Source organism: Paenibacillus sp. AK121 (genome assembly GCF_019042715.1).
In the GTDB taxonomy this organism is placed as follows: Bacteria; Bacillota; Bacilli; order Paenibacillales; family Paenibacillaceae; genus Paenibacillus; species Paenibacillus polymyxa_C.
Genome location: NZ_JAHPJM010000004.1, coordinates 166,885 through 180,527, shown reverse-complemented (window position 1 = coordinate 180,527; position 13,643 = coordinate 166,885). Strand labels below are relative to the sequence as shown.

13 protein-coding genes are annotated in these 13,643 nt (G+C 47.5%); 10 read left to right on the top strand and 3 right to left on the bottom strand.

Annotated features, from left to right (window positions below; translation table 11 throughout):
- From KSP24_RS09665 to KSP24_RS09645, 5 genes are all read left to right on the top strand, one after another.
- Complete coding sequence (locus tag KSP24_RS09665) at positions 1-978, top strand: LCP family glycopolymer transferase (protein WP_216975020.1); 978 nt, start codon at positions 1-3, stop codon at positions 976-978.
- A 118-nt stretch (positions 979-1,096) separates the two neighbouring features.
- A complete protein-coding gene (locus tag KSP24_RS09660; protein ID WP_025678077.1) occupies positions 1,097-1,594 on the top strand; it encodes a hypothetical protein in 498 nt (165 codons plus the stop codon).
- Between the two features lie 115 nt (positions 1,595-1,709).
- On the top strand, positions 1,710-2,630 hold the full coding sequence (locus tag KSP24_RS09655) for an ABC transporter ATP-binding protein (RefSeq protein WP_216975019.1): 921 nt from the start codon (positions 1,710-1,712) through the stop codon (positions 2,628-2,630).
- A complete protein-coding gene (locus KSP24_RS09650) occupies positions 2,623-3,405 on the top strand; it encodes an ABC transporter permease (protein WP_216975018.1) in 783 nt (260 codons plus the stop codon). Before KSP24_RS09655 ends, KSP24_RS09650 begins: the two co-directional genes overlap by 8 nt.
- A 218-nt stretch (positions 3,406-3,623) precedes the next feature.
- A complete protein-coding gene (locus KSP24_RS09645; protein WP_025364270.1) occupies positions 3,624-4,709 on the top strand; it encodes an AI-2E family transporter in 1,086 nt (361 codons plus the stop codon).
- 39 nt (positions 4,710-4,748) lie between these two features.
- Here KSP24_RS09645 and KSP24_RS09640 read toward each other — a convergent pair whose 3' ends face one another.
- Both KSP24_RS09640 and KSP24_RS09635 read right to left on the bottom strand, forming a co-directional pair.
- The gene (locus KSP24_RS09640; protein WP_137078044.1) at positions 4,749-5,210 is read right to left on the bottom strand and encodes a bactofilin family protein; all 462 of its coding nucleotides are present in this window, start codon (positions 5,208-5,210) and stop codon (positions 4,749-4,751) included.
- A 45-nt stretch (positions 5,211-5,255) separates the two neighbouring features.
- Positions 5,256-6,287: a M23 family metallopeptidase gene (locus tag KSP24_RS09635; protein ID WP_058710849.1), complete on the bottom strand. Its 1,032-nt coding sequence runs from the start codon at positions 6,285-6,287 to the stop codon at positions 5,256-5,258.
- A gap of 122 nt (positions 6,288-6,409) precedes the next feature.
- Here KSP24_RS09635 and cls point away from each other — a divergent pair, with 122 nt between their 5' ends.
- Together cls and KSP24_RS09625 are read left to right on the top strand one after the other, a co-directional pair.
- Entirely contained in the window at positions 6,410-7,840 is a 1,431-nt protein-coding gene (cls, locus tag KSP24_RS09630; protein ID WP_216975017.1) for a cardiolipin synthase, read from the top strand.
- 194 nt (positions 7,841-8,034) lie between these two features.
- Positions 8,035-8,979, top strand: coding sequence for a YitT family protein (locus KSP24_RS09625; RefSeq protein ID WP_013369852.1), 945 nt, complete (start codon positions 8,035-8,037; stop codon positions 8,977-8,979).
- 68 nt (positions 8,980-9,047) lie between these two features.
- Here the strand turns inward: KSP24_RS09625 and ligD are convergent, their stop codons facing one another.
- Complete coding sequence (ligD, locus tag KSP24_RS09620; RefSeq protein ID WP_090736333.1) at positions 9,048-9,950, bottom strand: non-homologous end-joining DNA ligase; 903 nt, start codon at positions 9,948-9,950, stop codon at positions 9,048-9,050.
- A 206-nt stretch (positions 9,951-10,156) separates the two neighbouring features.
- Between ligD and KSP24_RS09615 the strand changes: the two genes are divergently transcribed.
- The 3 genes from KSP24_RS09615 to KSP24_RS09605 are packed head-to-tail and all read left to right on the top strand — an operon-like array spanning position 10,157 to position 13,532.
- Positions 10,157-11,428: a sulfotransferase family protein gene (locus KSP24_RS09615; protein WP_225683733.1), complete on the top strand. Its 1,272-nt coding sequence runs from the start codon at positions 10,157-10,159 to the stop codon at positions 11,426-11,428.
- A complete protein-coding gene (locus KSP24_RS09610) occupies positions 11,425-13,350 on the top strand; it encodes an asparagine synthase-related protein (protein ID WP_216975016.1) in 1,926 nt (641 codons plus the stop codon). Before KSP24_RS09615 ends, KSP24_RS09610 begins: the two co-directional genes overlap by 4 nt.
- A gap of 53 nt (positions 13,351-13,403) precedes the next feature.
- Positions 13,404-13,532 carry a paeninodin family lasso peptide gene (locus KSP24_RS09605; RefSeq protein WP_013369856.1) on the top strand — a complete coding sequence of 43 codons (129 nt, stop codon included), beginning with the start codon at positions 13,404-13,406 and terminating at the stop codon, positions 13,530-13,532.
- Positions 13,533-13,643 lie beyond the last annotated feature (111 nt).

The following is a 13,643-nucleotide window of genomic DNA, read 5'->3' as shown; positions in this document are numbered from 1 at the left end:
ATGAAACGATGGCTGAAGATGACATTGGGGGCTGTGGCGTTATTGGTTGTAGGAGGTGCTGCCTATACCGTCTATGTGTATCATTCCTTTAAAACAGCGGCTGATGCGATGTATCATCCGCGCAGCATCGTGCAGCCCGGAGCGGTCTCTACCCTTGCGACAGGCGGAGCAGGGCGCTCCGCAGGAACAAACACTGGAACAAGTACACCCAATCCGGCAGCCATCTCTCAGTTTAAGCCGTTCACCGTGCTGGTGCTGGGTGTAGATCGGCGACCGCACGATCCAGGACGATCCGATACGATGATCGTTCTATCTGTGAATCCCGCCAAGGGTTCGATGTTAATGTTCAACATTCCGCGTGATACACGAACAGAGTTGATCGGTAGAGGGCGTGAGGACAAAATCAATCACGCGTTTGCTTTTGGGGGCGTGGATATGTCGATCCGTACGGTAGAGCATTTTTTGAACCATCCGATAGATTACTATGTACAAATGAATATGGAAGGGTTTGCGAAAATGGTGGATCTTGTGGGGGGAGTGGAGGTCTACAATCCACTTGATTTTCAGTATGAGGGGCATCATTTTGCGCAGGGGAATTTGAACTTGAACGGAGCAGAAGCATTGGCCTATGCCCGTATGCGATTTGATGATCCGCGTGGAGATCTCGGGAGAAATGCTCGCCAGCGAGAGCTGCTCAAGCAAATTCTTGCCCAGTCCATCAGCAAGGAAGGGCTGTTGCGAGTAAAACCGCTACTGGAGGCAGCGGGGGAGCAGATTCGCACAGACATTACCTTTGATGATATGACGACCTTTCTGACCCGGATCGGCCCGTCCCTTAAGCAGATGGATACCGTTGAGGTGAAGGGACATGGGAGCAAAATCAACGGCGTGTATTATTACATCGTAGATGAGCAGGAACGCCAACGTATCCATGGAGTGCTGGAGAAACATTTGGTCACCACTTCTGCATCGCCTTAGACATCCCTTATGCAGGCAAATGTCCTATAGGGAGGACCCGCTATTCTCTTCTAAACTCACCTTGTCCTACATACATCTGTAGAGTATTCGGTATAGTCCAACAGAGGGAGGGACATATGTGCTGCTTAGAAGGAGAGCGGCTTCGGCGTTCGTCCGTAAGCTACTGTATTTTGCAATCCTATGTGGATTGCTATGGCTGCTGTGGATGGGTCTGCGTGGGGTGATGTCTACGGGGGAAGGGGATCAAGCCGTAGAAGCGCTGAACGAGTTCTACACGATGGAGCAATCGGGGAATTTTGGCGGCTCCTGGGAGCTTTTTCATTCACAAATGAAGAAGAAATTCGAGAAGTCCACGTATGTACAGCAGCGTGCGCACGTTTTTATGCAGGATATGGGGACGGATACGTTTACGTTTGAACTGGGGGAGCCGCAGGTAGAATATGACATTCGTACCGATCCGAATGGGGAAGATTTAGGGAAGGTTTACCGTATTACGGTCACTCAGCATTACAAGACCCGATTCGGTAATTTTGATATCGTACAGCCTTGTTATGTGACGCAGGAAGATGAGGAGTGGAGGGTGCTTTGGATATACAAGGAAAAGGAACAGACGTGATATGGTGTTCCCAAAGGTGTTTCTGAAAGGATAAATATGGTACAATACTTCCAAAACCGGAAATGTACAGTAAAATGGATGACAGCTTCACTCCGGATGGAAGGAGTTTCATAGCATGCAGCAAGCGACAGGGCAGGTTCCCGTCATACGTATGGAGGGTGTGAGTAAAATCATTTCCTCAAAAGCGATCGTGGACAATCTGACACTGGAGGTTCCGGCCGGACAGGTATTTGGTTTTCTCGGACCCAACGGTGCGGGAAAAACGACCACCATTCGTATGATGGTTGGCCTGATTTCGATCAGCAAGGGTGATATTCATATTTGCGGAGACAGCATCAATACCGATTTTGAAAAGGCTGTTTCCCATGTCGGTGCGATTGTTGAGAACCCGGAGATGTACAAGTTTTTGACAGGCTATCAAAATTTGCAGCATTTTGCGCGCATGTCTCCAGGGGTGACCCAAGAGCGTATAGATGAAGCGATTCGTCTGGTGGGACTCGGAAACCGAATTCACGATAAAGTCAAAACCTACTCGCTCGGGATGCGACAGCGACTCGGAGTAGCTCAGGCGATTTTGCATCGTCCGAAGCTGCTCGTGCTGGATGAGCCGACCAATGGCTTGGACCCGCAGGGTATTCGTGAACTGCGGGATTATTTGCGTCAATTAACCCGTACGGAAGGAATTACCGTGTTTGTATCAAGTCATTTGTTGTCCGAAATGGAGCTGATGTGCGACCGCGTGGCCATTATTCAAAGCGGGCGGTTGGTCGATATCAAGCAGTTGAAGAATACAGAGGGAGAAGTGCAGACGGCGGAAATTGCTTTTGAAGTCAATGATGCCGAGCAAGCTTATACGCTTGCTGGAGCAGGGCGCGTCGAAGGCAATCAACTACTGCTTCACCTGGAGCGGGAACAGATTGCAGAGATGAACAGTCTGCTGGCTGCAAATGGAGTCAAGGTGTACGCCATTAGCTCGGTTGCCCGTACGTTGGAAGATCAATTTTTGGAAGTGACGGGAGGCGGGTCCATTGGCTGATTTCTTCAAGCTGGTACATAATGAAAATCTCAAAATCTACTTGCGTGTGCGCACATGGATCATGCTGGGGCTGCTGGCAGTCATCACCGCTGTGATTCCGATGCTGATTTCTCTGGTTTCCGATCAGGTCAGTGTGTGGGATGGCATCGCATTGACAACGTTATTTACATTTTTCCTCAATACGACGTTTACGGTCATTGTAGCTGCTGATTCGGTGGCTGGTGAATTTACATGGGGAACGATTAAGCTACTGCTCATTCGCCCTTGGACTCGCAGCAAAATTCTGTTGTCCAAGTATATATCGGTGATTTTGTTCAGCTTGCTCGGAACGATCGTTTTGGTTTTGATGGTTACGCTGTCCTCTTGGCTGATGTTATCGAAGGACGCACCAGCGGGCTCTGTTCCGCTGTTCAGTGATCCGGTATCTTACGTAACGCTGAACTTTTTGTATAGCTATATCGCCCTATTCGTGACCATGGCTTTTGCATTTATGTTATCTGCGGTGTTTCGTTCGAGCGCTTTGGCGATTGGTTTGTCTTTGTTTATGATGTTCACCAAAACAGTGTATAACTCGATTGGTTTGTTCAGCACAGATCGTTTTGAATGGACCCAATACGTACTCTTTACGCATATGGATCTGAAAAAATATCTAGATATGCCGCCGGGTACAGTAACTTCCGATCTAACCTTTTCGCTCACCGTGCTGGCTGCTTATTATATGGTTTTTATCGCAATTGCCTGGGTGGTTTTCGTAAAACGCGATGTTTCAACCTAAACACGTATCTCTTAGAATGTGTGATTTAATCATACGAGGATTTTGGCAAAATGCTAAGATCACAAAAAGGAAGTCCAATGCCTAGCCATTTGGACTTCCTTTTTTGCTATATATTCTGTAAGTGGGGGTATATTGTAATCTATTTTCAGCAAGAATCAATCAATAGGGTCGGTTTGCGTTTAAAGAAGTAGAGAGAAACAGAACAGGGGGCGCATGATATGCTGCAAAATAATCGTTTTTTTCGTCTGACTTCAGGAATCGTCATGCTATTGCTCATCATTTACTTGGGCACCAAAGTAAGCTTTATATTCAGTCCTCTCGTATCCTTGGTCAGCTTACTGGTTGTACCGCTGATGCTATCTTTTTTCCTCTATTATTTATTGAGACCGATCGTAGATGTCATGGAACGGAGAAAAATCAAACGATCGATTTCCATATTACTGATTTATTTGGTCATTGGCGTGTTACTGTTCCTCTTCTCATGGGGAGTATGGCCTACGCTCCGTGATCAGGTGACCAATTTATTTGAGAATGCGCCGAAGCTCATTAAAAGTCTGGTTGATCAATTAAGCCAATGGCGGCATAATCAATCCTTGAGACAAGTGCTGCCTCCGGGTGAAGACCCGCTGTCACAACTGTCAGATACGTTAAACGAAGCTTTTTCAACGCTGTCAGATTATTCGGTAAAGCTGGTATCGTTCGTATCCTACTTTTTTATCGTATTGGCTACCTTTCCCATATTGCTCTACTACATGCTGAAGGAAGGAAGCAAGTTTGGTCCTAAAATGCTCAACTTCTTTCCTAAAAAATATCATAAGGACGCGCTGGAAGTGATGGAGGATATTGATAGTGCACTCAGCAGCTTTATCGTCAGTCGAGTGCTGATCAATGTCGCGTTGGGCTTGATGATGTTCCTTGGATTTTTGATTATTGGTTTGCCTTATGCTTTGCTACTTGCCGTTATTTCGATTTTCCTTAATTTTATTCCCTATGTGGGAGCAGTAGCTGCTTCTATACCTGTGGTTATCATTGGATTTCTCGAATCGCCTTCTATGGCGCTCTGGTCGCTGGTGGTGGTGATCGTTGCACAGCAAATTCAGGATAATTGGCTGTCACCGATTGTCTTTGGCAAGCAACTGGACATTCATCCGTTGACTGTCGTCATTTTATTGCTAGTTGGTGGCGATCTACTTGGGATCTTGGGTATCATTTTGGTTATTCCATTGTATATGTGTGGCAAAATCGTCATACGCAAGGTATACCATTTATTTTTGGAACGCAGAGTGGAGGATATTATGGAGTAAATGGAGGCTTTGCTGGAAATATAAGGAGTATAAGCCGCCCTATCCCGCTTCGGGTTGTAGGGAGGCTTGGCTGTCCTCATTGTCTTGGCTGAAACTGGATTGATTTTCATCATCTGATTTCTCTATAGCAGCTGGCGACTCTGCCTCCATAGTTTGGTTCATTTGACTCGTGCCGTTCAGTATGCCGCCTTCAGAAATGACCAATGTGGGGGTCGCCGTATTTCCATACAGTTCGCCTGTCGGTGTAATGGTCAGCCGTCCTTCCGCGGTGATGCTGCCGAATACCTTGCCGGCAAGAATGACGTCCCGTGCAATGATGTCCGAACGTACAACTGCTGATTCTCCAATGACGACAGTACGAGTGCTATAGATATCGCCCTGGAAATGACCGTCAATGCGAATGTTGGCCTCTGCCTCAATCGTACCTTCAAAGCTAGTGCCGTTAGCGAGCAGTGTATCCGTCGCCGGGGTGGAGAGCTTTTTTTTGGATTCCTTGAACATGAACGTTTTCCTCCAATCCTTTATAGTAAGTATTTTGCAAAATCCTTATTGTACATACAGCAATGGATCGACAGGTTGGTTATGCTTGACGATCTGAAAATGAAGATGAGGTCCCGTGCTTCTCCCTGTACTTCCCAGCAGGCCAATGGTCTGTCCTTTGTGAACACGGTCCCCGGGAGCTACCTGCATCCCGCTTAGGTGCATATACCAGCTTTGGAGTCCGTCAGGATGCTGAATAATGATGCACTTGCCGCGGGCGCCGCTGGAAGCGGCCTCCAGCACAGTGCCTGCCCCTGCCGCATAGACAGGATCACCGGATTGACCGGCAATGTCCACGCCGGAGTGAAAAGCGGATCTACCTGTAAATGGGTCGCTGCGATAACCGAAACTGGAGGTCATGCGCCGCGAACCAACAGGCCAAATGGAGGGTCTCCCTTGTTCAGCAAGTGCCAGTCTGCGGGTCTGGAGCAGCTGTGCGGCTTGTTGGCGCTCCAGGTTCTGCTGGACGGCATTTGCCTGTTGAATAGAGCGCGGAACCGTACGCTCCACAGTGTCTAGCAGAGCTTCGATTTCCTGAAAATCATCCATGACCTGGCGGGCTAGAAGAGCTGTATTTTCATGCACTGCGATCAATTCGCCCCCAGTATGGCCGGAAGCATCCCAGGAGAGCGGGGTTATGGTTGATTTATTGCTGCTTGCGCTGGAGGAATTTCCGTGTTTACGAATGAATTGCTGCATTTGTTGCTCCAGCTCTGTTACACGCTGGAGACGTTCGCGAATACTGGTGGCTTGATTCGTCAGCTCCATGACTTCCTGCCGCAGTCGCCCAATGGCTGCGTCTTTGTCTGCTACTGTGACCTCCATCTGCAAACTCTGGACAGCAAGATTGGTTTCCATTTGGGAAATAATATGGGAAGAACGGATTTGCAGCCCGATCACGAGCGTAGAGATTGATGCGATCACAAGGGTCGGGACGAGAATGACAGCGGCTGCGGAGCATTGTAGCTGCTTGGGCGGTTGCTGTGCATCCCGAATGACAAGCAGGGTCATCCGGCGATTTAGGCTTCCTTTTTTCATAATCGCTCCTTTCCGGACATCGCTCCTATAGTGTTTGGTTACTATCTATTCAGCTTAAGAGGCAAACATGTCAAGAAAATTGGAGCTTTGTATAAAACGTAGATATATAAGGAGGCTTAGACATGCTGTGGTTGCTGTTGGTTTTAATTATTTTTATTTTTCAGACCGGGACGATTCTGCTCTTTGAATTTCGCAAGCCGTCCAAAGCGGTAGCCTGGCTCTTTATTTTGTTTTGCTTCCCGCTTATTGGTTTTGTGGTGTACTATTTTGTTGCACAGGATTACCAGAAGCGCAAAGTGGTTCGTAAAGCAGGATCGCAGCTATTTCGTGAATTCCGTGAACGTCTGTGGGCGCAAACCAAGGTGATTGAAAATGTAGAGCAAATGCACAATCCTCATTTTAAGCATCAGGAGCGTCTGTTTAACCAGTTAATTCGTATGTCGGAAAACCCGTTGACAGGCTGCAACCGTACACGTGTGCTGACGAACGGGGAAGAAACCTTTGAGGCTATGCTGACAGCGATGGAACAGGCACAACATCATATCCATGTGGAGTTTTACATATTTCGGGCAGACGAAATCGGAAAAAAATTTCAGGAGGTCATGATCCGTAAGGCACGCGAGGGAGTTAAGGTACGATTCATTGTGGACGGCGTAGGGAGCTACAATTTACCCTATTCATTTATTCGCACCTGTAATGAGGCTGGGGTCGAATTTCATTATTTTCTACCGCCGTTTTTCGCCACGCTAGACCGCCGGATTAACTATCGTAATCACCGGAAAATCGTAGTGGTGGACGGCGCGATCGGATTTGTGGGGGGAATCAATGTAGGCGACGATTATCTCGGAAAGTACCCCAAAGTGGGGTTTTGGAGGGATACGCATTTGCAGATTGAAGGAGATGGCGTCTATTTTCTGCAAAATGTGTTTCTTAGCGATTGGAAGCTGGCTTCGGGAGAGAGGCTGATGGACGTGAATTTATTTCCTCCACATACCTGCACAGGGGATGAGGAAGTACAGATTTTGAGCAGTGGTCCCGATCAGGTATGGGACACGATTCAGGAATTGTGCTTTGGAGCGCTCACGGTTGCCAAAAAGCGGATTTGGATAACGACGCCGTATTTTATTCCCGATCCGGGGATTTATGAGGCGCTGAAGCTGGCGGCCGTCAGTGGCATAGATGTGAAAATTATTATTCCCTACCAATCAGATTCAAAACTGGTTCACCTGGCGTCACTGTCCTATGTACAAGATTTGCTTGAGGCGGGAGTGGAGTTCTACCAATATCGAAAAGGATTTATCCACGCCAAAGTGGTAATTGTGGACGATTTGCTCGGCTCGGTTGGTACCGCCAATATGGACATGCGAAGCTTTTTCTATAATTTTGAGTTGACCGCTGTACTTTTTGCGACTTCGGCGTTAAAACGGCTTTCGGCAGATTTTGTAGAGGACATTTCCAACTCTTCAAAAATAGATTTGAACGTGTTCCGCAGACGTCCTCGATCTCAAAAAATAGCTGAAATTCTAACTCGCATGCTCTCTCCCCTCCTTTAGAGGCGGTTTTCGCCGTTTTTATCAATATAATCCCGCTTTATTGTGATTTATGTGCTCTTTGCTAACTTTTTTGCGCAAAATCACAGTTTTATGATATACTAATCATATAACTAAGCGCCGTAAAGGAGAGGGGACTGCGGAGAGCAGCCCCTTTTTCGGTCTAATATACCATACTGTAACGGGGGGATTTATATATGAGTGTAGTGAGCAAGGAAGTCCAAAATCTGTCTGAGATCACAGATGTAACCGGAGAGTTGACCAAGATCAGCAAAATTCCAGCTAATCCAAAGAACAAAGTAAAACGCTTATTACAGCGTGCAGCCATGATCGTGGTTGGTGCAGCGCTGATGGCAGTGGGATTGGAAATATTCCTGGTTCCTAATGGCGTTATTGACGGAGGCGTTACAGGTATCTCCATTATGGCCTCCAAGATTACTGGTTATCCGCTCGGTATTTTCCTGACCCTGTTGAACCTTCCATTTTTACTTATCGGTTACAAACAAATCGGTAAAACCTTCGCTTTATCCACATTATTCGGCATCGTCGTTATGTCCATCGGAACTGCGTTACTTCACAATGTAAGTGCATTGACTCCTGGGGAACCGCTGCTTGGCGCTATCTTTGGGGGTGTCATTCTCGGCGTTGGGGTGGGTCTTGTGATTCGGTCCGGCGGCTCGCTGGATGGGACAGAGATCGTAGCTATTCTCGTCAGTGAAAAAACTCCTTTTTCGGTCGGTGAGATCGTACTGTTTGTTAATATTTTCATTCTGGGAAGTGCGGGTTTTGTGTTCGGTTGGCCGAATGCCCTGTATTCCATGATTGCTTATTATATTGCTATGAAAATGATTGATATTACGATTGAGGGTCTGGATCAGTCCAAATCGGTCTGGATTATTAGTGATAAATACCGTGATATCGGAGATGCCCTGACGGACCGTCTTGGACGGGGTGTAACTTACCTGGAAGGTGAAGGCGGCTTTACAGGCGAGAGCAAGAAAGTGATTTTCGTCGTCATTACCCGACTGGAGGAAGCGAAGCTCAAGAGCATCGTTGAGGATTGGGACCCGCACGCCTTCATTGCGATTGGTAATATTCACGATGTGAAGGGCGGACGTTTTAAGAAAAAAGGAATACACTAGCGCAAGGGGACAATTTCTCAGCCTATGGCTGCGGGGTTCGTCCCCTTTTTTGTGCTTCAAAGCATGGATCAGGTTGGGTGTGTTTTGGAACGCATATGCTTGAGGATGTCCTCTACAGGCTGGGGAGGAACCTTGTCGATCAAGTCGCCTATCTGGTTTAACCGTTCCTCAATATTCAGCAAATGGTAATCAAGTGGTGACACATCCTGCCGTACCTCTTCCCAGGTTAGTGGAGTGGAGACCGTAGCGCCGGGACGTGCCCGTGGAGTATAAGGAGCGGCTAAGGTTTTTCCCTGATAATGCTGCAAATAATCAAAATAAATGGCTGTTCCGCGATCCTTCTTTAATCGTTCCAGTGTGAATAGATGCGGGTGCTTTTCCGTTACAAATTGTCCAACCAACAGTCCGATGCTGCGAAGCTCGTCAAAGGTTATGCCTGGACGGATCGGGACGATAATTTGTACACCCGTGGCCCCGGAGGTTTTGGGGACAGAGTCCAACCCAAGCGAAGCTAATACTTCGCCTACAATGGAGGCAGCCTCCATAATGCGTGGCTCGACCTCTCTGGATGGATCAAGATCAATCATCCATTCACAGGGCAGTTGGCTTCCTGCTAGGTGCAGAGAGGGATGAAATTCCAACGCAGCTTGATTACCGAGCCAGAGTAGTTGGGGCAGCTTGCCAAGCACGATATACTCAATGCCATCATGCAGAGCGGTTTCAATGTAGTCTGGCCGAGGATGTGGGGCATTTTTCTGATAAAAAAAGTCCCCATGAATCCCATGTGGCCAACGGATGACAGTCAGTAGACGCTGATGGCAATATTTGAGCAGGAAGGGGGCCAATACCGCAAGCTTGCGAAGATATAGCGCCTTAGTTACACCTGCTTCGGGCCACAGCGGTTTATCCGGGTTTGTGATCGCAATTTCGTGACCTTCAATCGTAATCGTACCTTTAACAGCTCGTCCCATAGTGCTATGCTCCTTTGGCTAACATGCAGCAAGATCATTATTTACAGACAGCTGGCTGCACTTCTAAATCTACATAAGGTTTAACATGAACGTGCAGCACAGAATTTATCCATTAAGGGGATTGACAAGATACACTATGTATCATAAATTATAATAAAAATACGATGTGTATCTATTAAAACGTCTTGAGCAGAGGTAGAGGAGGAATGTGCTTGATTGAAAAGCAAGGCGGAAAGCTAGTATTTTTGTTGAGTGTCCCTCGAAGTGGAAGCTCGCTGCTAACCGCCATTTTGCAAAACCATTCCCGCCTGTTTGCCACGCAGGAAATGTGGTTTCTGCTTAGTTTATATGATCTTCCTCAGTCACATGCCCGGCCATATGGAGGAACAGGAATACTCCGGCAATTTTTTAAAGGCATGGTCCCTCCACAGGTATTGGAGCAGGCCTCTCGTTCGTATGCACTTGAAATATATAATGGCCTGCTTCAAGGGACGACCGCTGATATGCTTATCGACAAATCACCGCGTTACTATACAGTGCTTGAATTTTTAGACCGTTTGTTCCCGGCTGCCCGCCGAGTATGGCTTATCCGCAATCCTTTAGCCATCGTGGCTTCGTTTAAAAAGGTTAATCAGCTCCGGGGCGGACACTTTCACCTGCTGAAGGAACTGGGGAGTCCGCATTTTAATATGAAAATGACAGATATTACGGTTGGTTTGTTCCGTTACGCTCATTATTTTGCCACACCTCATCCACTTGCATACCCGCTGATGTATGAACAGCTCGTAGCCAATCCAAGGATGGAGATCGAGAAGCTGTGTCATTTTCTGGGGATCCATTATGAGCCGGGAATGGAAAGGTACGGGAACTTTGCGAATACGCCTCAATCCAGTCTTTTTTATAGCATGGGAGCGGGTGATCCGTTTGTCATGGAGCATGAACAGGCGCATCAGAATTCGGTACATAGCTGGCAACATCTGTTAAGTAAAATGGAAATTGAACTGTATTGCAGAAGTATTGGAGCTCGCTTGTTTAGGCAGCTTGGTTACGGGGAGGCGCTGGAACAGGCTGAGCAGATGACTGGAGTCCGTTTTGAAGATGATCCGGATGTAGAGCTGTTGAGTCGACGTACACACCAATTCCTCCAACAAAGTGGCTTTGAATGGAAGGCAGCTTATCGGATGCTGGAAGAACATGATGCAGATAACAGAGTATTCATGACAAATGCAACCCGTCATGCAGCACCTCACAACCTGGCAAGGATGGATATATCACAGGTCGTGAGTGATAGACGAATTCAATCGCTGGAAAACAGACTGGCACATAGCTTTGAAGAGCGGAACCGGCTTATCGAGCAGCTCCAAAGCTATCATCGCCCTAGCCAAGGTATCGGATCCCGCCTATTTGCCCGTAAGCTCGGGCGCTGGGCGTCTGTAGTATTATCAAGTATCGGAAAAGAAAAAGGGGGGAGAACGTGAGTGCAATTGCCGGAATCTATAGATTTGGGCATGAGTCTGTATATGCTGAAGAAGGCGAGAGAATGATGCAAACTCTGCAAAAATATCCCGCTGACCGCGTGTGCACTTGGTGTGAAGGTTCCATTTTTTTGGGATGTCATGCCCAGCATGTGACCCCCGAATCTGTCCATGAGCGTCTTCCCTTCTATGATGAGCTGAGAGATTTGGCCATTACGGCCGATGCGATCATTGACAATCGTTCTGAGCTGTTTGAACGGCTGGCAGTTGAGCAGGGGCAGCGACAAGGTATCACGGACAGCGAGCTGATTTTGCTGGCATATGACAAATGGGGTGTAGATGCAGCAAGCTATCTGATAGGCGATTTTGCCTTTGTCATTTGGGATGCTAAGAAACATCGGTTATATGGTGCTAGAGATATGACAGGCAATCGTACGTTGTACACCTACCAATATGACGGAGGATTTGCGTTTAGCACGGTAGTCGCTCCGCTATGGGTTCTGTCCTCTCTGCGAAAAGAACTGCATGAACCATGGCTGGCCGAATTCTTATCGATCCGTGCAATGCAGGAATCCGTCGATATTGGAACGACTGCCTACAAGCATATCAATCAGTTGCCTCCTGCACATTGGTTCACCATGGAAGAGGGAAAGCAATTGCTCCGTAAATATGCATGTCTGGATGAGGTAGAGCCGCTGCGGTTCAAAACAGGGGGCGAATACATAGAAGCTTTCCGCGAGGTGTTCTCACAGGCGGTAACTGCCCGATTACGGACGCATCGCGCCGTAGGGACTGCCCTGAGTGGGGGATTGGATTCTGGAGCGGTTGCCAGCTTTGCCGCACCAGCGCTGCACTTACAACACAAGCCGCTACATGCCTACAGCTATGTACCTGTTCAAGATTTTACAGATTGGACACCGCCTACATTGCTGGCGAACGAACGCAGCTATATACAGTCCACAGCTCGCTATGTGGGCAATATTCATGAAAATTATATGGATTTTGAGGGGAAAAGTCCGTTTTCTGAAATTGATATTTGGCTGGAGTTGATGGAGGCTCCCTACAAATATTTTGAAAACTCCTTTTGGATCAGAGGTTTTTATGAGAAAGCACAGGAACATAATGTCGGTGTTCTGTTGACTGGGGCACGTGGTAATTTTACCGTATCGTGGGGACCTGCAATGGATTATTACGCCCGTCAGTTTCGTCGTTTACATTGGCTGCAATCCTTGCAGGGAGTGTGGCGATACAGCAAGCTTACGGGCAATCGTATGTCTCATCTACTACCTGTGATGTTGAAAAAAGCCACTTCACTTGAAGCCCGTACATGGTTGCGACGCGGCAATCGAAGTCCGATTCCTTCACTGATTCACCCGGAGTTTGCCAAACGGATGAATGTAGAAGATATTCCTGTATTGAGTGGAACAGGTTGGAGGAAAAATGCCGATCAGACAAGAAAAGAAAAGTTTTCGAATTTGGCGATTGCCAACAAAAATGGTGTTATGGCGACCAAACTTTCACTTCGTTATGGCCTGTGGGAACGTGATCCGACCGGGGACAGTCGTGTAATTCGCTTTTGCTTATCGGTGCCTTTTGAACAATATGTACAAAACGGTCGGGACAGGGCCCTCATTCGTAAAGCTATGCGTGATCATCTCCCTGATGATGTTCGGTTGAACCAGCGGGTACGCGGCGTACAGCCTGCTGATTGGCTACATCGTATGCTCCCTTGCTGGGACACGTTTATGGGAGAACTGCAAGTAATGTGTCATGATTTGCGAGCTGCCGAATATCTCAATATGGACTACATTAAGACGGCTATGGCGAAATACCGACATCCCCGTCCGGAGCAGGCATCTGATCCGAATATACGACTGTTTATGCACAGCCTGATCGTGTACCGTTTTCTCTGCGGTTTGAACTGATTTGGATCTATCCGATCGGACGGTGTGCCATTCGTGGGAGGGGAGGTGATGAGATGAGTAAAAAAGAATGGCAGGAACCTACGATTGAGGTACTGGATATTAACCAGACTATGGCGGGTAAAGGCTGGAAGCAGATTGACTGGGTGTCAGATCATGATGCCGATCTGTATAATCCCAGCTAACGGATAATTATACATGAGCCGATATTGGGCTGAGATCCATAAAGCTCACCGATCACGAGCCGTCTTTATTTTTTTCGGGGTAGGTTGGACCGGAAGAAATAAAGACGGGAT